General features: G+C 66.1%; 17 protein-coding genes. 10 read left to right on the forward strand and 7 right to left on the reverse strand.

What is annotated here, in order from left to right:
* The first annotated feature begins 1 nt into the window (after position 1).
* The 3 genes from pstC to pstB are packed head-to-tail and all read left to right on the forward strand — an operon-like array spanning position 2 to position 3,620.
* A complete protein-coding gene (gene pstC / locus NMLP_RS12945) occupies positions 2 to 1,138 on the forward strand; it encodes a phosphate ABC transporter permease subunit PstC (protein WP_015410577.1) in 1,137 nt (378 codons plus the stop codon).
* Positions 1,135 to 2,703 carry a phosphate ABC transporter permease PstA gene (pstA, locus tag NMLP_RS12950; protein WP_015410578.1) on the forward strand — a complete coding sequence of 523 codons (1,569 nt, stop codon included), beginning with the start codon at positions 1,135 to 1,137 and terminating at the stop codon, positions 2,701 to 2,703. The genes pstC and pstA overlap by 4 nt, the downstream gene beginning before the upstream one ends.
* Positions 2,700 to 3,620: a phosphate ABC transporter ATP-binding protein PstB gene (gene pstB / locus NMLP_RS12955; protein WP_015410579.1), complete on the forward strand. Its 921-nt coding sequence runs from the start codon at positions 2,700 to 2,702 to the stop codon at positions 3,618 to 3,620. Before pstA ends, pstB begins: the two co-directional genes overlap by 4 nt.
* A 96-nt stretch (positions 3,621 to 3,716) precedes the next feature.
* Here the strand turns inward: pstB and NMLP_RS12960 are convergent, their stop codons facing one another.
* Positions 3,717 to 4,667 carry a hypothetical protein gene (locus NMLP_RS12960; protein WP_015410580.1) on the reverse strand — a complete coding sequence of 317 codons (951 nt, stop codon included), beginning with the start codon at positions 4,665 to 4,667 and terminating at the stop codon, positions 3,717 to 3,719.
* Positions 4,668 to 4,958: 291 nt separating this feature from the next.
* Here NMLP_RS12960 and NMLP_RS12965 point away from each other — a divergent pair, with 291 nt between their 5' ends.
* From NMLP_RS12965 to NMLP_RS12985, 5 genes are all read left to right on the forward strand, one after another.
* Positions 4,959 to 5,945 carry a substrate-binding domain-containing protein gene (locus tag NMLP_RS12965; RefSeq protein ID WP_015410581.1) on the forward strand — a complete coding sequence of 329 codons (987 nt, stop codon included), beginning with the start codon at positions 4,959 to 4,961 and terminating at the stop codon, positions 5,943 to 5,945.
* A gap of 6 nt (positions 5,946 to 5,951) precedes the next feature.
* Complete coding sequence (locus NMLP_RS12970) at positions 5,952 to 6,671, forward strand: ABC transporter permease (protein ID WP_015410582.1); 720 nt, start codon at positions 5,952 to 5,954, stop codon at positions 6,669 to 6,671.
* The gene (locus NMLP_RS12975; RefSeq protein WP_015410583.1) at positions 6,668 to 7,432 is read left to right on the forward strand and encodes an amino acid ABC transporter ATP-binding protein; all 765 of its coding nucleotides are present in this window, start codon (positions 6,668 to 6,670) and stop codon (positions 7,430 to 7,432) included. The genes NMLP_RS12970 and NMLP_RS12975 overlap by 4 nt, the downstream gene beginning before the upstream one ends.
* A gap of 108 nt (positions 7,433 to 7,540) precedes the next feature.
* On the forward strand, positions 7,541 to 8,296 hold the full coding sequence (locus NMLP_RS12980) for a TOBE domain-containing protein (protein WP_015410584.1): 756 nt from the start codon (positions 7,541 to 7,543) through the stop codon (positions 8,294 to 8,296).
* Between the two features lie 180 nt (positions 8,297 to 8,476).
* Positions 8,477 to 9,541, forward strand: a complete 1,065-nt coding sequence (locus NMLP_RS12985; RefSeq protein WP_015410585.1) for a sensor histidine kinase — start codon at positions 8,477 to 8,479, stop codon at positions 9,539 to 9,541.
* 46 nt (positions 9,542 to 9,587) lie between these two features.
* Here the strand turns inward: NMLP_RS12985 and ppk1 are convergent, their stop codons facing one another.
* Positions 9,588 to 12,281 carry a polyphosphate kinase 1 gene (gene ppk1, locus NMLP_RS12990; RefSeq protein WP_015410586.1) on the reverse strand — a complete coding sequence of 898 codons (2,694 nt, stop codon included), beginning with the start codon at positions 12,279 to 12,281 and terminating at the stop codon, positions 9,588 to 9,590.
* Entirely contained in the window at positions 12,278 to 12,991 is a 714-nt protein-coding gene (locus NMLP_RS12995; protein WP_015410587.1) for a metallophosphoesterase family protein, read from the reverse strand. Before NMLP_RS12995 ends, ppk1 begins: the two co-directional genes overlap by 4 nt.
* 251 nt (positions 12,992 to 13,242) lie before the next feature.
* Here NMLP_RS12995 and NMLP_RS13000 point away from each other — a divergent pair, with 251 nt between their 5' ends.
* Complete coding sequence (locus NMLP_RS13000) at positions 13,243 to 14,046, forward strand: DUF7260 family protein (protein WP_015410588.1); 804 nt, start codon at positions 13,243 to 13,245, stop codon at positions 14,044 to 14,046.
* Between the two features lie 45 nt (positions 14,047 to 14,091).
* On the opposite strand, the gene NMLP_RS13005 is transcribed toward NMLP_RS13000, so the two are convergent.
* The 4 genes from NMLP_RS13005 to NMLP_RS13020 all read right to left on the reverse strand — a co-directional run bounded on the left by NMLP_RS13005 (position 14,092) and on the right by NMLP_RS13020 (position 17,087).
* The gene (locus NMLP_RS13005; protein WP_015410589.1) at positions 14,092 to 14,751 is read right to left on the reverse strand and encodes a helix-turn-helix domain-containing protein; all 660 of its coding nucleotides are present in this window, start codon (positions 14,749 to 14,751) and stop codon (positions 14,092 to 14,094) included.
* Positions 14,752 to 14,861: 110 nt separating this feature from the next.
* The gene (locus NMLP_RS13010; RefSeq protein ID WP_015410590.1) at positions 14,862 to 15,221 is read right to left on the reverse strand and encodes a winged helix-turn-helix domain-containing protein; all 360 of its coding nucleotides are present in this window, start codon (positions 15,219 to 15,221) and stop codon (positions 14,862 to 14,864) included.
* Between the two features lie 80 nt (positions 15,222 to 15,301).
* Positions 15,302 to 16,150, reverse strand: coding sequence for a ZIP family metal transporter (locus NMLP_RS13015; RefSeq protein ID WP_049926584.1), 849 nt, complete (start codon positions 16,148 to 16,150; stop codon positions 15,302 to 15,304).
* 184 nt (positions 16,151 to 16,334) lie between these two features.
* Positions 16,335 to 17,087, reverse strand: a complete 753-nt coding sequence (locus NMLP_RS13020) for an IclR family transcriptional regulator (RefSeq protein WP_015410592.1) — start codon at positions 17,085 to 17,087, stop codon at positions 16,335 to 16,337.
* 807 nt (positions 17,088 to 17,894) lie between these two features.
* Here NMLP_RS13020 and NMLP_RS13025 point away from each other — a divergent pair.
* A complete protein-coding gene (locus tag NMLP_RS13025) occupies positions 17,895 to 20,558 on the forward strand; it encodes a valine--tRNA ligase (RefSeq protein WP_015410593.1) in 2,664 nt (887 codons plus the stop codon).
* Positions 20,559 to 20,641 lie beyond the last annotated feature (83 nt).

The following is a 20,641-nucleotide window of genomic DNA, read 5'->3' on the forward strand; positions in this document are numbered from 1 at the left end:
AATGGATTCATTCACTGATACAGCGGTCGGCGGCTTGGAGGCCCGTGCGGAACGATACTCGGGCCGTGTTCGAACGTTCGTTTCCGAGACGGATTCGGGTGCGCTGGCCGTCGTCGCGCTATCGATGGGGTCGTTGCTGCTCGCCTTCGCCGGGTTCCTGCTGGCGTCATCCGTAGCGGCGGTGCCGTTCGGCGTGTTCGTCCTCTCGACCGGGTACGGCTGGGTTCGGCATCAGGCGCTCATCGCCCGTGCCGTCACGTTCGCTATGACGACGGTAACGCTCGTCACGCTCGGGTTGATCATCGTCTTCATCTTCGTCGAATCGATCGCCGCCTTCCAGTACGAAAGCATGACCGTCTTCGGCGTTTCCGTCCCGGGGGCGGGGATGTTCGTGCAGACGCGGTGGGACGCAGTTTCGGACCCGGTCCGGTATTCGTTGGTACCGATGATCCACGGGACGGCGATGGTAACCGCCATCGCGACGCTCGTCGCGGCACCGCTTGGTGTCGCCGCTGCGCTCTTCATTTCCGAGATCGCCCCGCCGGTCGTTCGGGAGGCCGTCAAGCCCGGGATCGAGATTTTGGCCGGGATCCCCTCGATCGTGTACGGCTTCATCGGGTTCACGATTATCAACCCGTGGGCGGGCGAGGAGTTCGCCCTGAACGGCGGCTCGACGTATTTGTTCGTCGGGATCGTCGTGGGGCTCATGGCACTGCCGACAGTCGTCTCTGTCGCGGAGGACGCGCTGACGAGCGTTCCGGATGCGATGAAGGATGGATCGCTCGCACTCGGGGCGACGGAGTGGCAGTCGATGACATCGATCACGTTGCCGGCGGCGTTCTCCGGCGTGTCGGCGGCCGTGTTGCTCGGCGTCGGCCGAGCCATCGGCGAGACGATGGCCGCGACCGTCATGTTGGCGGGCGTACAGAAGGTCCCCGAGCCAATAACCAACGTGTTCTACGGCTACGAGACGCTCACGTCCCTGATCGCCGCCAATTACGGGAACGCGAGCGGCGTCCAAGAGAGCGCGCTGTTCGCGGCCGGCGTTGTCCTGTTCGTAACGGTGCTGTGTCTCAGCGTCGCCTCGCAGTACATCGAGGCGCGTATGCGCCGGCGTCTCGGAGGTGAGCAGGCGTGAGTCGCGCGACGCAGAACGCGCTCGTCCGCGAGGACCGAAGCGGATACGAAGCGGTCGCCGCGTCCGCGGTCGGGCTCTCCGGTGTCTCCTTCGCCGTCGGTCTGATCGCGCTCGTCGATCTCGTCTCGATCACTGCCCCCATCGGGAACGGCACGCTGTCTGTGGCTCTCGGTGCGGTACTTTTGGGACTCGGCCTGGGGACCAGTGGGTTGGGTCTCACCTCGCGGCTCGGCTACGTCGATACGAGCCCCCAACCGACCGCGGGCGCCGTCGCGGCGACCGCGTTTGCGGGCGTCTGGTTTGTCGTCGGCGCATTCACCGCACAGGAGGTTGGGCTCGGAACGCCGGGGTGGCTGGCGGTCGGCGTCGCCTCGGGCGCCGCCGCGTTCTCGGTGACGGCGCTTCGGCGGGAGGACATCGGGTCGACGCTCCCGGCGGGGGGTGTCGCCGTTCTCTTCGGGATGGCGCTCGCGACCGGGATCGTAGGACCGGGGTGGGAGCGCGTTCTCGTCGAGTACAACGCGACGCTGTTCGGGGACACGGTCGTCCCGGTCGTCACGATGGTCGGGTCGCTTTTGACCGGGTGGGCGGCCGCGAAGTCCTACGGGGGCTTCGGTGCCCGGGGACGCAATATCGGTGCGTACGTGCTGATCTATCTGATCGTTCTCTCGATTCTGGCGGTCCTCGTCGGTCTTCTCGCGTTCGTCACCGTTCGGGGACTTCCCGGGCTGTTGAACGGGATGACTGTCGGTGGCGATCGGCTCATCAGGTGGCCGTTCCTGACGAACGGGGCGTCGCTGCTGGCTGAGATTCCCGGCGTGTTCCCCGCATTGCTCGGCACGGTCTGGTTGGTTATCGGTGCCGTCCTCTTTGCGGTGCCGACCGGCGTCGGTGCGGCGGTGTTTCTCAGCGAGTTCGCGGATCAAGGGCGGTTCACTGGAATAGTCGAGGTCGCAACCAACGGTCTCTGGAGTACGCCGAGCATCGTCTTCGGGCTGTTCGGGGCCGCGTTCCTCATTCCCCGCTTCGGCAATCAGAAGTCGCTGATCGCGGGGATGTTGACGCTCGGATTCATGTTGTTGCCGCTGGTACTCATCACGAGCCGGGAGGCCATTTTGGCGGTCCCGGACGAGTACCGTGACGCGAGTGCGGCACTCGGCGTCTCCAAGTGGGAGACGATCCGGAGCGTCGTTCTGCCGGCTGCGATCCCGGGGATCACGACCGGCGTCATCCTCGGTGTCGGTCGGATCGCCGGCGAGACGGCACCGATCCTGTTGACGACCGGCGGTGGTGTCCTTCCGGGGCGATCGGCCGCTCCGAACGTGCTCGATGGATTCCAGCTGAGCGCGTCTCCGCCGTTCGTCACGAACCCCGCGCTGCTCGAGGCCACAAGCGCGCTCCCGTATCAACTGTACGCGCTCATCACGGCCGGGCTGAGCGGGAACATCGAGGATCCCCAGCAGTTCGCGTGGGGGCTAGCATTGACCCTGCTGCTCGTCGTGTTGTTGTTCTACGCGGGGGGCATCGCGACGCGGTACTACTTCAGGAGGAAACTGCATCAATGAGTCAGATAGATCAAAAAAACGCTGCCGAGTCGGAGCACCAAACCAACGATCAGTCGGTCTCGACGACCGACGGCGAGACGGTCGAGGAAACGCGCCCGGAGTGGACGGAGTACGACACTGACGCCGAGACGAAGCTCGCTGTCGAGGGGTTAGACGTCTACTACGACGACGACCACGCGCTGAAGGACGTCTCGATGGAGATCCCCGAACGGAGCGTGACTGCGCTTATCGGTCCGTCCGGCTGCGGCAAGTCGACGTTTTTGCGGTGTCTGAACCGCATGAACGATCGGATCCGGAGCGCCAACGTCGACGGGACCGTCGAGCTCGACGGGACGGACATCTACGACGGCGATGTCGACCTCGTCGAGTTGCGCAAGCGCGTGGGCATGGTGTTCCAAAGCCCCAATCCGTTTCCGAAGTCGATTCGCGACAACGTCTCCTACGGCCCGCGGAAACACGGGGATATCGAGACGGGGGTTCTCTCGCGGCTGACGGGGCGTGACGGGTCCGAACGCGAAGCGGAACTCGTCGAACGGTCGTTGAGGCAAGCCGCACTCTGGAGCGAGGTCGAGGATCGACTGTCCGACAACGCTCTCGGGCTGTCCGGCGGCCAACAACAGCGGCTCTGTATCGCACGATGTCTGGCGGTCGACCCGGAGGTCATCCTGATGGACGAGCCGGCGTCGGCACTCGACCCGATCGCTACCTCGAGGATCGAAGACCTCATCGCGGAGCTCTCGGAGGAGTACACCGTCGTGATCGTCACGCACAGTATGCAACAGGCCGCCCGCGTCTCCGATCAGACCGCCGTCTTTCTCACCGGAGGCGAGCTCGTCGAATACGACGACACGGAGCGGATCTTCGAGGCCCCGGAGAGCCAACGGGTCGCAGACTACATCAGCGGCAAGTTCGGGTAAGGTCGCTCCAGGAGTCGTCTCCGCAGCGGCCTCCCGCGGCGTGTCGGGGTCGAAGCATGGGGGTTCGACCGTCGGCTCCCGGCTGTCGCCGAACGCTCAATCTCCGTCGGGGTCGGGTCGATATCGCTGTATCGTCTCCTCGAGGTCGGCCCACTCGACGGGGAGTTCTACGTCTTCGAGTTCGTCCTCGAAGGAGCCGAGCCGATCCCCGAACCGGGTCCGCCAGGCGGGGTCGGCGACATCGGCGAGCCGCTGGCCGACGCGGTCCCGACGCGTCGTCAGCTCGTCGAGTTGCGGTTCGACGGCCGACGGCTGCTCTGTGTCCTCGCGGTCGGCCCACTCCCGGAGCGCTGTCAGTTCCGCTCGCAGGTCCGCGATCAACAGCGCAGCGACGCGGTGTTGGATCGACGCCGCGGCCCACGCGACCGCCGGTTCGGTCCCGATATCGGTGCCGTCCGCCGAGAGCGTCTCGACGGTGGCTTCGATCTCCCCGAGGGACTCCCCGACCGCGTCGATGTCTTCGGTGAGTGCTTCGACGCGACGGTCGGGGGTTTCGAGCCACGCCTCCACGGAGTCCAGTTCGAGCTGGATGTCGTCCGCGTCGCGTTGGACCGCATTTGCTGTGGCCGTGAGCCGCCGGATCTCCACGGCGAGTTCGTAGAGACCGCTCTCGTCTCTGTCGTCGACGATCCCCTGGAGGTGCTCGCCGAGGGTGGTCGTTCGCTCCTGGACGGATTCGACCCGGGTCTCGAAGCGATCCAGCCGCGCCTCGACAGGGGCCAAATCGGAGACGGGAGCGGCAGTCTCTCGAACGTCGTTGAGCTTCCCGGCCGCCAGTTCGGCCCGTGTTTCGGCGGTCGTCACTATCTTCGACGCGTTCGCGAGCGCGTCGTCGACGGCCGCCCGGCGAACGGTCCCCTCGTCGGAGACGATAGCGAGCGTCTCGCGGATCGTTTCGCGGTCGGCCGAGTCCGCGACGTCGTCGACAGCTGCCTCCAGCGATAGTCCGTCGAGCTCCGTTCGGTCACCGTCCTGTCGTCGACTCATATGGGATCGATGTGGTCGGTGTGGTGTTAGTCATTCGATGTGGAGCACGATCGGCGATACGACAGCGCGATCGAGCGCGACCGGGCTAGACGGTTTTAATTAACACAGAACTGCACATCCCGGATACGAGGCTCCCGAGACGCGTCGACATACGCGGCCTACGACTACACTCGAAACGAAATGACGGGCACGAGCGTTCGGTAATGCGGATCGCGACCCGCCTGGGTGGTTATCGATACCGGTTACTCGCGCAACAAAAGGTATAAAAGATGTCGAATCAATGGTGTGTCCATGACGATACAACGACGACGGTTCATTGCGGCAATCGGGACGGGAGCGCTGGCGGGGGTAGCCGGGTGCTCACAGCAGTCCGGCGGCGGCGACGAATCCGACGACTCAGACGACTCCGGTGAGATGGACGGATCGGACTCGTCAAGCAACGGCGGTAGCGACGACGGACCCGGCGTCGCCGGCGAGACGCTGACGCTCACCACGACGACGAGTACCTACGACACGGGGCTGCTCGACGCGATCCATCCCGACTTCGAAGAAATGTACGGCGTCTCGGTCGACGCGGTCGCACAGGGGACCGGGGCGGCCCTCGAGACGGCCCGCAACGGGGACTCGGATATCGTGATGGTCCACGCCCGCGGCCTCGAGGACGAGTTCATGCGCAACGGCTACGGTGTCAACCGCCGCGACCTGATGTTCAACGACTTTGTCATCGTCGGCCCGACAGACGATCCGGCGGGCATCGAGGGGATGGGGTCGGCAACCGAGGCGCTCACCGCAATCGCGGACGCGGAGGCGGCGTTCGTCTCGCGGGGGGACAACTCCGGGACACACACCAAAGAGCTCAATCTCTGGGACGCCGCCGATACCGATCCGGGCGGCGATTGGTATCAGGAAACCGGCTCGGGGATGGGCGAGGCGCTGAACATCGCCAATCAGCAGGGCGCCTACACGCTCTCGGACCGCGGCACCTTCATCTCCCAGCGCTCGGAGATCGACCTCACCATCCTGGTGCAGGGTCCGATCGAGGACGGCCCGGAGATCCTCGCGAACCCCTACGGCGTCATGGCTGTCAACCCGGGCGTCCACGACAACGCCAACTACGACCTCGCGATGGCCTACATCGGCTGGATCACCAGTCCGGGCGTCCAGGGGATGATCTCGGAGTACGAAGCCAACGGGGAGCAGTTGTTCTTTCCCGAGGCTATCTCCGAAGACCCCGACTTCCAGCAGTACGTTCCGGACGGCTGGAGCAGCGACGAGTAAAACGACGTGCCGCTCGAGCCAGCCGTCGAACTGCTGCCGGCACTGCTCGAGGTCCCGTTCAGAGAGGGGTACGTCTCGAGTATCATCTACGTCTCGCTGTACGTGAGCGTCATTGCGGTCTCGTTGAGCACGCTGTTTAGCGTTCCGGTCGCCATCGTGATGGGGTTCGTCGACTTCCGCGGCAAACAGCTCCTGAAATCGGTAATAAACACCGGCATGGGGTTTCCGAGCGTGGTCGTCGGCCTGCTCGTCCTGTTCGCCGTCTCGAATCAGGGTCCTCTCGGCTCTCTCGAGTTGATTTTCACCAAGGAGGCGATGATCATCTCGCAGTTCGTGCTCGCGACGCCACCGATCACGGCGATCAGCCTCGCGGCCGTCTCCGGCGTGGAGGGAAACGTTCGCGACGCGGCCCGGGTCCTCGGCGGGACGCGCCTCGATGTGGCGTTGGTCGTCATCAAGGAAGCACGCTACGGGATCGCGACCGCAGTGCTCGCGGGGTTCGGGCGCGCGATCAGCGAGGTCGGCTCCGTGCTCATCGTCGGCGGGAACATCACGAGTGCCGACGGGATCTCGAAGACGCGTACCCTGACGACCGCGGTCCAACTCGAGGCCCGCCAGGGACGATACGAGACCGCGATGGTGCTCGGGGCGGTGCTGGTCGGGATCGTACTGCTCGTCAACGCCGTCGTCGTTCGGCTCGGCGATACCGGTGGAGTGGGCCGATGATACGCCTCTCGAACGTGTCACACGCCTACGGGGACGCTGCCGTACTCGAGGATCTCTCGATGTCCGTCGGTCCCGGGGAGGTGCTCGCGATCATCGGTCCCTCGGGCGTCGGAAAGACGACGCTGTTGCGGATCCTCGCGCTGTTCGTTCGGCCGAGTTCGGGGACCATCGAGTTGGACGGGCAGGCGGTGTGGTCGGCCGGCGAGAGCGAGCGACTGGCGCTCCGCCGCCAAATCGGCATGGTGTTTCAGGAGGCGAGTCTCTTCGACGCCTCGGTCGCCCGAAACGTCGAGTACGGCCTACGGGTCCGGGAGTCGTGGCCCGATCGGCTCCGGAGCCAGTTGTGGTCGGTGCTCGGGTCGAGCGGGACGTCCGAGGCAGTCACGGAGGCCCTCGAGGTCGTCGGGCTCGAGGACAGACTCGAACAGGACGCCGACTCGCTCTCCGGGGGGGAAGCACAGCGGGTCTCGTTCGCGCGGGCGCTGGCGTACGAACCGGAATACCTCATGCTCGACGAGCCGACGTCGGATCTCGACCCCCGGAACACGGGGTTGATCGAGGCGGCGATCGGCGAGGCCCGCGAGCGCGGCATCGGCGTCGCGGTCGCGACCCACGACATGCACCAAGCCGAGCGGGTCGCTGACCGAGTGGGAGTGCTTCTCGGTGACGGCTTCACCGAAGTCGGTCCCACGGGGAGGGTGTTCGAGGACCCGGCCGACGACCGGACGCGGAAGTTCATCGCCGGCGAGTTGGTGTATTGATCCGGGGAGTCGAACCGACGCCGTCGCGTCCCCGGGTGCCGGGAAACCGACCCGACGACCGCCGGAACGAACACAACGGTTTTTATTCCCGGTCGGTCGAGACATCGCATGGACGTCGGTGTCGAAGCACATTTGCGGGCCGGCGAGGTGACGTTCGGGGCGGACGACGCCGAGTTGCTTCGCTCGATCGGGGCACACGGGTCGGTTCGGGGTGCGGCCGAGGCGCTCGGGCGCTCGCGAGCGCGAGCGTTAAACCGGGTCGCGGCGTTGGAGGAGGGCTATGGATCGCTGGTCGAGCGCCAGCGCGGCGGCGCTGACGGCGGAGGGAGTCGACTCACCGCGGACGCCGAGGCGCTTCTCGCCCGGTTCGGCCGCCTGCGGGCGACGCTCTCCGAGACGGCGGCGGTCCCCGAATCGGTCCTCTCCGGGGAGATACGCGACCGCGAGGGCGAGTTCGGATCGGTCGGGACCGACGCGGGGATCCTTCGAGCGCTGCTTGTCGACCGGGTACTCGCGACCGACGACGGCGGGAGCGAAGGGGACGCGACCGGCGACGGGTCGGCGAAACTCGGCGTCGGCACGGGGGTACAACTGAGCGTCCAGGCCGATGCGATCACGCTGTATCGTCCCGCTGAGGCGCCCGACGGCGGGGCGACGAGCGCTCGGAACCGCCTCCACGGAACGGTCACCGACGTAACGTCGGGCGAGTCGATCGTTCGCGTCGGGATCGACGTGGGCGCCGAGGCACCCCTCCTGGCGCTCGTGACGCAGGAAAGCCGTCGCCGGCTCGGTATCGAACCGGAACTGGAGGTCGTCGCGTCGTTCAAAACCACGGCGACACGGGCCACGGCGAACGACTACTGATACTGGTGGACGAAATCAAACGAAACCGGATCACGAGTGATCCGCCGGTCGTTCCGTCGAACGGCGTGATCCTCGTGTGTCGTGTGTACGTTCGTTTGTCTATCAGTATGAGTCGACCGGAGCGATATATATCGGTATTAGCAAGCCACTGGTGTCGCCGTATCGACGGACGACCATCGCATGGGAAGCGAGAAACGAGCCACGTTGCCGCCGGCGTACGACGACCTCCACGTCGGCGTCGCGCTGTTCGACCCGGAGGCAGGTACCGTCTCGGACGCGAACAGCTGGGTAGAGACGATACTCGGTTACACCGTCTCGGAACTGCGCGGGCTCCCGATCGAGGCGTACACCGCGAACACCTACCCACGCTCGGGCGAGGAGCTACTGGCCCGACTCCGGGCGAGCACCGGGGGGCGCCTTCGGGAACTCGTCTGGCGGGCGAAGCGATCGGACGGGGAGCTCGTCTGGGTGCGGATCCGCTTCGCGCGCCGGCAGGTGGACGGACGCGAGTGCGTGTACGCCGAGCTGCAGGACATAACGGAGTACTACGACACGTACCACCGGGCGGAGCTGTTCTGGCGGGTCCTCAGACACAACCTGCGGAACGAGGCGACCGTCATCGCGGGGAACGCGACCCCGGTCGCGGAGTGCGCCGACGCGGAACGCCTGCGGACGGCCGCCGAGACGATCCGAGTGCGCGCGGAGAAACTCGGGCAGATGGCCGATTCCGTCGAGGAGATTCAACAAGCAGTCGCCGGGGGCGAGACACAACGCGTCCGAAAGCACGCGACCGTCGCCGTGCGAACAGTCGCAAAGGAGATCGCCGCCGAACACCCCGACGCGGAGATCGTCGTCACCGAACGCGACAGTATGTGGGTCGACGTCGACGACGCGTTCGTCAACGCGCTCTCGCACGCCATCGAGAACGCCGTCGTTCACACCGAGTCGCCGGAGCCGACCGTCGAGGTCGCCGTCGGCCCCTCCCCCAACACCGGGCGTGTCGAAGTCAGGATCAGCGACGCGAACCCGCCGATACCCGAGGGCGAACTCGACGCGCTGTTCGATCCGGACATAACGACGAGTACGTCCCACGGCACCGGGATCGGCCTGTTCGTCATGAAGTGGTGCGTGGAATCCCTCGGCGGCGAGGTCAGATTCGAACGCTCCGAGGAGGGAAACGACGTCTACTTTTATTTGCCGCCGGAGGCGTCCCCCGACGAAGGGGGAGCCCAGACCGAGGGGTGAGTATAAATCAGGGAGTAGGCCGAGGGAGCTCCGGACGGGGCGACCGTCAGTTCCCGGTGTCCGCGTCGCCCGTGTCACCCATATCGTCCGCGTCGGCGGTCTCGGTCGCGTCGCCGTCCGCCTCGTTCGCGTTGTCGTCCGCTCCATCCGCGTCGCCAGTGCCACCTGCGCTGTCGGCATCGTCCACGTCGTAGAGCCGGCGAAGCGCCGCCTCGGCGCCCGAGCGTGTCTTCAAATACCGGCGGTCGCCGTCCGGCGTCCGAACCGCAAACCGGTACGTCCCGCTGTCGGGGCGGTACCACCGATCCCGGTGACGCGCCAGCGGTCCCTCGGGGAGGGTGGCTCCGTCCGGCGGCTCCCCGCTCGGGTCCGTCGGTCCCGGCGGGGCGGCTTCCTTCGGGACGCCGGACGGCCGTCCGTGGTCGCTCCCGGTCGGCCGTTCCGCGTCCCCGTCGGCCGTCGCGACGAGGATATCGCTCTCGGGGACCGAGGCCGCGCCGGGGGCGGTGTCGTGCGCTTCGTTCGTCACGGCCGTTCGGGTCCGTTCCATCAGGACCGCTTGTGTGTCGACGACGCGTTCGCCGTCTTCGGGACGCTGCTGGTCGTAGCTCCCGTCGGGGTTCATCGTCCAGCGCCGCCGGTTGTCCGCGAGGATCAACTCGAGGTTGAACTTCAACTGCCGGCGGATGTCGGGGTCCTCGACCGGGGTGACCGCCTCGACGCGGCTGTCGAGGTTCCGGGCCATCCAGTCGGCGCTCCCGAGGTAGTACTCCGGGTGTCCCCAGTCGACGTCGGCCCCCTCCGGGTCGGAGGCCGCCCCGTCGTCCGCGTCGGCCGCACGGGCACCGTTCTCGAAGTAGAAGATCCGGGAGTGTTCGAGGAACCGACCCACGACCGAGTGGATCGAGACGGTCTCGCTGATTCCCTCTACTCCGGGGCGCAGCCGGCAGATGTCCCGGACGATGAGGTCGATGTCGACGCCGGCCATCGACGCCCGGTACAGTTCCGCGACGATGCCGGGATCCTCGAGGCCGTTGACCTTCGCCACGATGCGGGCCGGGCGGCCGGCCCGGGCGTGTCGCGCCTCGCGGCGGATATAGCGGGTGAACTCCTCGCGCATCGTCACGGGGGCGACGAGCAGCTTTCGGAACTGTTCGTCCAGCCCCGGCCCAGTGAAGGAGTTGAAAAGCGTAACGAGGTCCTGCCCGATGTCGCGGTCGGCGGTCAACAGCCCGAGGTCGACGTAGCCCTTTGCCGTCTCGGAGTGGTAGTTGCCGGTGCCGACGTGTGAATAGAGGGTGACGTCGTTGTCGTCGTCCTCCCGGACGACGAGGGCGGTCTTCGTGTGGGTCTTCAGCCCGATGGTGCCGTAGGCGACGTGGATGCCGTTTTCCTCCAGACGGCGGACCCACTCGAGGTTGTTCTGCTCGTCGAAACGGGCCTTCAGTTCGACCATCACCGCGACCTGCTTGCCGTTCTCGGCGGCCTCGATGAGCGATTGGATGACCTGGGAGTCGCTCGCCGTCCGATAGATCGCCGCCTTCACCGCCAGCACGTCGGGATCGTTGGCCGCCTCGGTGAGAAACCGCTGGACCGTCTCGCCGAAATCGTGATACGGGTGATGTAGGAGGATGTCGTCCTCGTCGATGTGCTCGAAGACGCTCCGGGACTCCCCGTCGCCCTCGTCGGCTTCGAACGCCGGGCGAGCGTCCTCGCGGAGCCGCGGGTGCGACTGCGGCGACCAGGGATCGGGTTTCAGCTCGGGGCGGTCCAGTTCCGCCAGCGAGGCGAAATCGCGGTAGTCGATCGGTCCCTCGAGGTCGTATATTTCGCGCTCGTCGAGATCCAGTTCCTCGCGGAGCGTCTCCCGGATGTGCGGGTTGGCGTCCGATTCGATCTCCATCCGAACCGCGCTGGCGAAGCGGCGCTGTTCGAGCACGTCCTCGATCATCTCGATGAGATCCTCGGCCACCTCCTCGTTGCGGCGCACCTCGGCGTTGCGCGTCAGGCGGAACAGCGCCGTGTCGAGTATGTCCACGTTCGGCAGGAGGAGATCGAGGTTGTGCTCGATTAGTTCCTCGACCAAGACGTACCGCGAACTCTCTCCGACCTCGATCAGACGGGGACGGTTCGGCGGGATCTTGATCCGGGTGAACGTCGGATCGTCGCCTCCGTGCGGGCGGGTGAGTACCGCAAGCGACAGCGATCGGTTCGAAATGAACGGGAACGGGTGGGCCGGATCGAACGACAACGGCGTCAGCGTCGGCTTGATCGACCGCTCGAAGTGCTCGCGCAGCCCCGAACGCGCCCCGGCGCCGAGGTCGTCGTAGGCGACGATCTCGATGCCCGCCCGGGCCAGCGCCGGGCGGAGTTCCGTCTCATAACAGTCGGCCTGCTTGCGCAGCATCGGCTCGAGTTGTTCGTGGATCTCCTCCCACTGCTCGAGTGGGGTTCGGCCGTCGACGGTCGTCTCCGTGACCCCGGCCTCGATCTGCTGTTTGAGACCCCCGACCCGCTTCATGACGAACTCGTCTAAATTCCGGGTGACGATGGAGAGAAACCGGATCCGTTCGAGCAGGGGGGTCCGGTCGTCGAGGACTTCCCGAAGCACTCGCCGTTGGAATGCGAGTTCGCTCAGTTCGCGGTTCAGATACAGATCCGGGTCGGTCAGATCGACGTCTTCGGGTTCGTACGGCTCGATATCGACGTCGAGGGGTGGGATGTCCTGGTCGTCGCTCATGGCTGTCCGTCGGGCGTCGCGAGCCGCGGCTCGACGATGCTGTCGGTCGAGCGAGAACGGTAGGTTTCGGGCGGTTCGACGCTTCGGAACGCCGAGTCGCGGTAGTCGTAGGCGGTCAACCGGCCGCCGTAGACACAGCCCGTATCGAGGCCGACGGCGTGGTCGCTCGCGAACGGCTCCGCGAGGACGGTGTGGCCGAAGAAGATCCGGGGGGACTCCCGGCGGGTCTCGAACCAGTAGGGTCGTTCGTACCCGCCCTCGGGGGCGAGCGAGCGGGTGTTCAGGACGTCGGTGAGCGTGTGCTCGGCGACCGGCTTCCGGTGGTCGATCCCGCCGTGGACGACTGCGACGTCGTCCCACGAGATAACCGCCGGCAGCGAGTCGAGGTACGCGAGGTCGTCGTCGCTCAGCGAGTCGATCGATTTTCGCCCGTCGACGAGTTTCTGCTCGTTGTTGCCCCGGACCGAAAGGAGGTTCGAGCGCGATCTGAGGACGTCGATGACGCCCTCGCTGTCGGGGCCCTTCCGAACCAGGTCACCGACGAAGACGACGAGGTCGTTCCGGTCCGGAGCCAACGAGTCGAGGAGCCGTTCGAGCGTCGCCCGACAGCCGTGAACGTCGCCGACGACGTAGATGTCGTCCCAGTCGTCGCTGTCGAGGCGTCGGTGGGCCGCGTCAAGGTCCGTATCGAGTAGTAGTTCGAGAGACATGAATGAACTCCGTGCCGTGTGGCGGATATCGGAGGAACCGGCGTCGACTATTTACACCGTTATATGAGCTGTATATAGTAGTATGTACCGATATGTTGTATTTTAGGTATGCCTAAATTATTTACGCGAGGGTTTTTTAGGCGTGCCTAAATGGCTCCGAACACGCCGCGACCGACGAATCGATCGGTCGCCGCCAACGGAAAGAGATCGCTGATGGGCCGCGAACCCGACGGAAACGGCGGTGGTCGCTGATGAAGCGGCGACCGATCGGCCACCTCGGGGACGCACGCGAGCGCGTCGTGGCCGAATCGGACCACGTCGAGGGAAAGCTCGCGGCGTTCGATCGGTTCGAGCGGAGGGTTCGCGGGATCGACCCGGTCGAGACCGGAACGGCCGCCACGGCGCGGGTGGCCGGCGGCGGAACGGTGTCCAGCAGGCTCATCGCAGAGCGATCGGGCGACGACCGATGTCGGCGGGTTCGGGAGGGGTTCGCGGAGACGGTTCGCCCCTACAGCGTCGAGGACGTCACGGAGGCCGAGTCGGTCGTCGCGACGATCGGCGAGGAGCTCGGCGAGGAGGTCGCACTCGCCGTCTCTCCCGGTGGCGGCGGGGCGTTCACCCCGGCGATTCGGGAGGTCGTCCTCTCTGCGGTCGGGGACCGTCGCTCCGAACTCCGGGCGATGTCGGCGGCGCTCGAGCGCGAGCACGGCTCCATCCGGACGACCGTCGACGAACTCGACGCGGCGCTCGAGGCGGTGGAGGCGCTCGGGAGCCGGCGGCTCTACCGATGCGGGTTCGGGGAGCTCCGCGAGCGTCACGAGCGGTTGGCTCGCTTCCGAGAGCGCAACGAGCGCCTCGCCCGGGAACGCCAGAAACTCGTCGGCTCGACGACGAGCCACGGAGCGGCGACGGGGATCCGACACCGAACGCTGCTCGAGTACCTGTACCGGGATCTATCGGTCGACCATCCCGTACTGACGGCGGTCGTCGACTTCGAGAAGAGGTGCCTCGAGCGACAGCGGGCGATCCGAGACCAGTTGACCCGGCGGGTGTGAGCCACCCGCCCGGGACCGGACGGCGCACCGACGCCAGCCACGACCTCAGTCGGCGGCGACTGGGCCGTCGGCCCTCGCGAGTTCGGCGACGAGTTTCGATTCGACGGCCGCGAGCCGCTGAGAGATTGCCGACCGCGAAACGCCGAGTTCGGCCGCGAGGTCCGCGAGGTCGGCGTCCCGCGGGGTCTCGTAGTAGCCGGCCGAGACGGCGGTTCGAACCGCCTCGCGCTGTTTGCCGGTGACCGTGTCCGCGGCGAGTTCGAGAGAGCGGCCGTCCGAGTCGCCGCCCGGCGACGTCGAGAGCCGATCGACCCGGACGGTCGCGTCACGCGCCCTGAGCGCAGCGACGACGGCCACCAGTTCCTCGCGATCCGGGACAACGACGGACACCGAAAGCGTGTCGCCCTCGAACCCATCTATGGACGCGACGCAGTCGTACTCGCGAAACGCCGGACAGATACAACGGTCCGCGACCTCGCCGGTCAGGAGCTTCGGTTCGGCGTCCGAGTCGGCGGTCGCCTCGGCCCGACACTGGGCACGACAGCCGCCGTCGCAATCACCCGACTCGGGCGTTGTGTGCATCGAGACCGTACCGCTTGAGCCGGAACCGAGGACGACGCAGTCGGCTGCGGACGACGGCGTCACAGAAAGCGTCACGCGGAGGTGGCCGTCGGTCTCTCGGTCGGTGGGTCGGGGATCGGGCATGGTTCGCTCGCGTGAGCGTAAACGCCGGCCACATAACTCTGCCGGGGGCGTTCCCAGTCCCCGGGACAGTGCCGGAACGAAACCGAGCGCTCGTACGGTTCGGGCGGCTCTCAAGTGGAGAACTCGACGTCCGTCCGATCACCGACCTCGATCTCGATTCGCTCGACGGACCGCCGGTACTCGGTCGCGTGGCCGGTGTCGCCGACGGGGCGGTCGGTCGGGACCAGCAGGTCCGCTTCGACGAGTCGGTTCACCTTCCGGTAGGCGGTCGAGCGCGCGACGTCGCACTCGGCCGCCAGTTCGGGGATCGTCCGGGGCCTGCCGGCCCGCTCGAACAGTTCCCGTGCGTCGTCGTCCGCGAGTAACTCCAGTAGGGACTCCGGTTCCGAGTCCGGGGTCGCGTCCGCGTCCGGGGGCGCAACCGGGCTTCGATCCGAGTCGGCGGGGCGTCCGTCGGCGTTCTGGCTCACAGTTATCGTTCGATGTCCACGCCGAAGAGTCCCGTTCGAAAGAATACAGTAGTATATAAGCGACGACGGGGACGCGGCGATCACACGTACAAAAGCGGAACCATCGCCGCGACGCCCGCGAGGAGGCCGGCGAGCAGTTCGCGGCGACCCCCGCCGGGCAGGTCCGCACCGGTGTCGAGCGCCTCCGGGATGAACTCCGTCACGACCAGATACACCATCGCGCCCGCGGCGAAGCCGAACCCGAAGGGCAGGAACTCCCGGGCCCAGGTGACGAACACGAACGCGATGGCGGCGCCGATCGGCTGCGGGAGACTCGAAAAGACGGCGGCCCCGACCATCCGCCACTTCGAGAGCCCCATCGCCCGCATCGGGATGGCGATGGCCGTCCCCTCCGGAACGTTGTGGATCGAGATGGCGACGGTCATGAACACCGCAAGCAGCGGGACCGAAACCCCGAGGATCGGGAGGCCACCCTCCAGACCGAGTTCGGCGAAGGAGACCCCGACAGCGACGCCTTCGGGGAAGCTGTGGACCGTGAGGATGCCGAGGATGAGGACGAGTTTCTTCAGGTCGGCCTGGGCGAACGCGGCGGCCCCGAGAGGGGCCTCTTCGCCCTCGCGGGTCGGATCGTCGACCCCGCCGATGTCGACCGAGTCGAGCACCCGATCGGCGGCCTCGACCAAGGCGACACCGACGAGCAGGCCGCCGATCAGAAGCGTCGGGAGCCCCGCCGTGGCGTAGGCCAGCCCCTCGTTTATCAGTCCGAAGAGCGACGCCGAGACCATGATCCCCGAGGCGATGCCCCACAGCGCGACGTTCCACCGGTCGCTGAAATCCTCGACAAAAAAGAACGGGATAGCGCCGAGACCGGTAGCGAGCGCCGTGATCAGGCCGGCGACGAAGACGAAGACGATGTTCTCCACGTGTATCTCTGTGTTAGGTCGTATAGCAAAAAGCCTTTCTAATATGCAAATATATTTTTGGTTATCCTAAAACAGGCCGGCCGTTCGCGACAGCGACACGTCCGTCGTGTCGACGCGGCCGGTTCGGCCGTCCCGTTTCCCCATTCCGAACGAGGGCGAGGTCGGACGCCACGCCGACGCGCCGACTACCTCAGCCGGTCAGTTCGAGTTCGATGACGTTGCCGGCCTCCTCTAGGACGGTTCGGATCGTGGCCTCCGTCCCGCCGCTCGAAACCCGGCTCACGGGGCCGGTGATGCTGATCGCGGCCGGGCGCTCGCTCGGCGTCGACAGCGGGCGGGCGATACAGGCCATTCCCTCGACGCACTCCTCGCGGTCGTAGGCGATCCCCGCGGCGCGGATCTTCTCGAGTTCCGCGAGCAGCTCCGTCCGGTCGGTGATCGTGTGCTCTGTCACGCCCGGGAGCCCCCGAGAATCGACGATCTCCTCGACGCGCTCCTCCGGGAGCGTCGCGAGGATCGCCTTGCCGAGTCCCGTCGCGTGGAGGTGGGCGCGGCGGCCAGTCTGGGTGTCGATGTCGACGGCGTCCTCTCCGCGGGAGGTGTGGACGTAGACGCCCCAGCCGTCCTCCTCGAACATGAGATTCGCGAGTTCGCCCGTCTCGTCCGCCATCTTCCGGAGTTGCGGGCGGGCGGTGTCGTAGACGCCGTCGTAGCGTTGTGCGTACCCGCCGAACTCCAGGGCCCGGAGCCCGATCCGGTAGCTGTCGCCGTGTTTGACGACGAGACCGCTGGATTCGAGCGTGTTGAGGTGTTTATAAACGGTGCTCTTGGCGACCGAGAGGTGCGTCGCGAGTTCCGTGATACCTGCTTCCCCACCGAGGTCGATGAGCCCCTCGAGCATCCGGATCGAGGTCTCGGTCGCCCGGACGCGGTCGTCGTCCATACCCGTTCTTCGATAGCTCCGCTGATAAGCGTTGTTCGATCCCCGGTTCGGGGGGGCGTTCGCGTCTGCGAAACGGCCGCCGGTCTCCGCTCGTTGACCGTGTCGTTTCAGACTCCGTAGATGAGTGGCCGAGCGGCCGTATTATCCCAAAATTCCGACTTCAGCGGTCGTGTAACCCGTCCAGCAACCGTTCGCCAGGGAGAAACATATATTATTCGACATATTAATAGGGATCCAGCCCGTAGCTGTATTCGATGGCACAGAAGCAACCCGAAGAAGCCGACCTGCTGCGACTGAAGGACAGCCCCCGACGAACCGACCTACAGAAGGCGACCCGACCGATCGACCGACTGCTCGAGCTGTTCCGGTAACCGGCGGAGGCGGCGTTGATGGCCCCCTCGCGGTACCGGTTTTTTCCTTCGAACGCCGATACTGACCCCGAGAGCATCGGGTCCGTCCCGACGCGTCTCGTATGTGACCCGGACGACGACGGCTGATACTGATGGACGAACTCACATGACACCGACGCACGAGGCGCACGCCGTTCGACGGCGCGACCGGCGGCTCACTCGTGTGTCGTGTGTCCGTTCGTTTGTCCGTCAGTATGACTCGGCGGCTACGCGAACGCGGCGAAAGGACGCTGTATGGCTGGATTCCACGCATCGCCGTAAGCGAAGCTTTTTATCGGGAACGGACTACTCGGGTGGTATGAGCGCGATCCGGTCCGTAGTACGCTGACCCCGAGCGCGCCACATTTATAGCGCGCACGTGTTCTGCGACTACCGGCCGGTCTCCGCGAGACCAATCATGAGCGAGGTTCCAGACAGCTACGACCCCGAGGCGGCGGAGCGGAAATGGCGCGACGAGTGGCTCGACTCGGACGTCTACGGCTACGACGACGACCCCGAGCGCCCCGACTACATCATCGACACGCCGCCGCCGTACCCGACCGGCAACCTCCACATCGGCAACGCGCTGGGGTGGTGTTACATGGATTATGCGGCCCGGTATCACCGCCTCCGGGGCGACGACGTGCTCTTCCCGCAGGGGTGGGACTGTCACGGCCTCCCGACCGAGGTGAAAGTCGAGGAGAACCGCGAGATCCACCGGACGGACGTCTCCCGCGAGCAGTTCCGCGAGTGGTGCGTCGAACACACCGACGCACAGATCGGCGCGATGAAGGAGACGATGCTGACGCTCGGATTCTCCCAGGACTGGGACCACGAGTTCCGCACGATGGACGACGACTACTGGAGAGAGACCCAGCGCTCGTTCGTCGAGATGGCCGACTCGGGCTACGTCTACCAGGACGAACACCCGGTCAACTGGTGTCCGCGGTGTGAGACCGCCATCGCCGACGCGGAGGTCGAAAACGAGGACCGGGAGGGAACGCTGTATTACGTCACCTTCGAGGGAGTCGACAACGACGACAGCGAGGGGCAAAGCTCCTCTGGCCCTGCGGCGGAGCCACAGGACATCGAAATCGCGACGACACGCCCGGAACTGCTCGCCGCTTGCGTCTCGATGGCCGTCGACCCCGACGACGAGCGCTACGGGGACCGAATCGGCGACACCTTCGAGGTGCCGCTGTTCGGCCAGGAGATCGAGTTGATCGCCGACGACGACGTCGACAGCGACTTCGGGACCGGCGCGGTGATGATCTGTACGTTCGGCGACAAACAGGACGTCGATTGGTGGATCGAACACGACCTCGACCTCCGCCCCGTGTTCACGGAGGACGGCCGCCTCAACGAGCTGGCGGGCGAGTTCGAGGGACTCTCGATCGACGCGGCCAAGACCGAGATCGCGGCGGCGCTGGACGACGCGGGACAGCTCAACGACACCGAAGCGACCGAACAGTCCGTCGGGCAGTGTTGGCGCTGCGATACGCCGATCGAGATCCTCTCGAAGGAGCAGTGGTTCGTCGAGGTCGATCGAAACGAGATCCTCGAGTCCGCCCGGGAGATCGAGTGGTTCCCCGAGCACATGTACACCCGTCTGGAGGAGTGGACCGAGGGGATGGAGTGGGACTGGGTGATCTCCAGACAGCGCGTCTTCGCGACGCCGATCCCTGCCTGGGAATGTACCGACTGCGGCCACGTCGAGATCGCCACGGGCGAGGAAGTCCCCGTCGACCCGACGACCGAGGAGCCGGGCGTCGGCGAGTGTCCCGAGTGCGGTAGCGACGAGTGGACCGGCGAGACGGACGTGATGGACACCTGGATGGACTCCTCGATCTCGCCGATGTACGTCGCCGGCTGGCCCGAGGAGAGCTTCGAGCCGGTGGGGCTGCGCGAGCAGGGCCACGACATCATTCGGACGTGGGCGTTCTATACCATCCTCCGGACGACGGCGGTCACGGGCGAGATTCCCTGGGAGGACGCACTGATAAACGGGATGGTGTTCGGCGACGACGGCAACAAGATGTCGAAGTCCCGCGGGAACTTCGTCCAGCCCGAGGAGGTCGTCGAGGAGCACTCCGCGGACGCCTTCCGGCAGGCGATGGCGCTCGGGGGACAGCCCGGAAGCGACATTCAGTTCCAGTGGAAAGAGGTGACCTCGGCGACCCGGTTCCAGACGAAGCTGTGGAACATCACGAAGTTCGCCGCCGAGCACGTCGACGAGTCGACGCCGGGCATCGAGAACCCCGCGTACAGGGATGCCGACGCGTGGATCCGCTCGAAGTGCGACCGGGTCGCCGAGGAGGTCGCCGCGGACATGGACGAGTACCGCTTCGACAGCGCGCTCCGCCGGGTTCGGGAGTTCGTCTGGCACGACCTGGCCGACGACTACCTCGAATTAATAAAGGGTCGGCTCTACGAGGGCCGCCCCGGCGAACGGCGTGCCGCCGAGTACACGCTTTACACCGCGTTGAGCGCGTCCTTGCGGATGTTGTCGCCGTTTGCGCCCTTTATTACAGAGGAAGCCTGGGAGCAGCTTCCCACGGAAGGAAGCGTCCACGGGGCCTCTTGGCCCGAGATCGGCGAGCGCGACCGTGACGCCGAGGTCCGCGGGGAGTTGGTCGCGGAGATCGCCGCGACGATCCGCGGCTGGAAGTCCGACGAGGGGAAACCCCTGAACGCCGACCTCGACCGCGTCGAGGTGTATCTCGACGAGGAACGCCCCCTGGACACGTACGATCTGGCCGACACGATCAACGGCCCGGTGTACGTCGAGACGGGGGCGCCGAACATCGAGCTAGTCCCGGTGGCGGTCGACATCGACCACAGCGAACTCGGCCCGGTCTTCCGTGATCGGGCCGGAGCGGTCGTCGGCCGCCTGGAGTCGGCCGATCCGACCGAGCTACAGGCCGAACTCGACACCGCGGGCCACGTCGAGTTCGAGGTCGACGGCGAGTCCGTCGTCGTCGAACCGGAGATGTTCGACCTCATCGAGGAGCAACGCGCCGAGGGCGGCGAGGCAGTCACCGTCCTCGAGGCCGACGAAGCGACGGTGTTGGTGTTCGAGTAGCCGGTCCTGTCCGCTTTTTTCGGACGCCCGTTTTGTCCATCGGTAATCGATATCCGATTCCCGCCGTACGCTGGTAGCTCCGT

The sequence above is a fragment of the Natronomonas moolapensis 8.8.11 genome (assembly GCF_000591055.1).
Lineage (GTDB): Archaea > Halobacteriota > Halobacteria > Halobacteriales > Haloarculaceae > Natronomonas > Natronomonas moolapensis.

What these genes read in the sequence shown, in the direction of transcription:
- pstC (WP_015410577.1), top strand. Translation starts at nt 2, where the DNA reads ATGGATTCATTCACTGATACAGCGGTCGGCGGCTTGGAGGCCCGTGCG.
- pstB (WP_015410579.1), top strand. Translation starts at nt 2,700, where the DNA reads ATGAGTCAGATAGATCAAAAAAACGCTGCCGAGTCGGAGCACCAAACC.
- NMLP_RS12960 (WP_015410580.1), bottom strand. Translation starts at nt 4,667, where the DNA reads ATGAGTCGACGACAGGACGGTGACCGAACGGAGCTCGACGGACTATCG.
- NMLP_RS12965 (WP_015410581.1), top strand. Translation starts at nt 4,959, where the DNA reads ATGACGATACAACGACGACGGTTCATTGCGGCAATCGGGACGGGAGCG.
- NMLP_RS12975 (WP_015410583.1), top strand. Translation starts at nt 6,668, where the DNA reads ATGATACGCCTCTCGAACGTGTCACACGCCTACGGGGACGCTGCCGTA.
- NMLP_RS12980 (WP_015410584.1), top strand. Translation starts at nt 7,541, where the DNA reads ATGGACGTCGGTGTCGAAGCACATTTGCGGGCCGGCGAGGTGACGTTC.
- NMLP_RS12985 (WP_015410585.1), top strand. Translation starts at nt 8,477, where the DNA reads ATGGGAAGCGAGAAACGAGCCACGTTGCCGCCGGCGTACGACGACCTC.
- ppk1 (WP_015410586.1), bottom strand. Translation starts at nt 12,281, where the DNA reads ATGAGCGACGACCAGGACATCCCACCCCTCGACGTCGATATCGAGCCG.
- NMLP_RS12995 (WP_015410587.1), bottom strand. Translation starts at nt 12,991, where the DNA reads ATGTCTCTCGAACTACTACTCGATACGGACCTTGACGCGGCCCACCGA.
- NMLP_RS13000 (WP_015410588.1), top strand. Translation starts at nt 13,243, where the DNA reads ATGAAGCGGCGACCGATCGGCCACCTCGGGGACGCACGCGAGCGCGTC.
- NMLP_RS13005 (WP_015410589.1), bottom strand. Translation starts at nt 14,751, where the DNA reads ATGCCCGATCCCCGACCCACCGACCGAGAGACCGACGGCCACCTCCGC.
- NMLP_RS13020 (WP_015410592.1), bottom strand. Translation starts at nt 17,087, where the DNA reads ATGGACGACGACCGCGTCCGGGCGACCGAGACCTCGATCCGGATGCTC.
- NMLP_RS13025 (WP_015410593.1), top strand. Translation starts at nt 17,895, where the DNA reads ATGAGCGAGGTTCCAGACAGCTACGACCCCGAGGCGGCGGAGCGGAAA.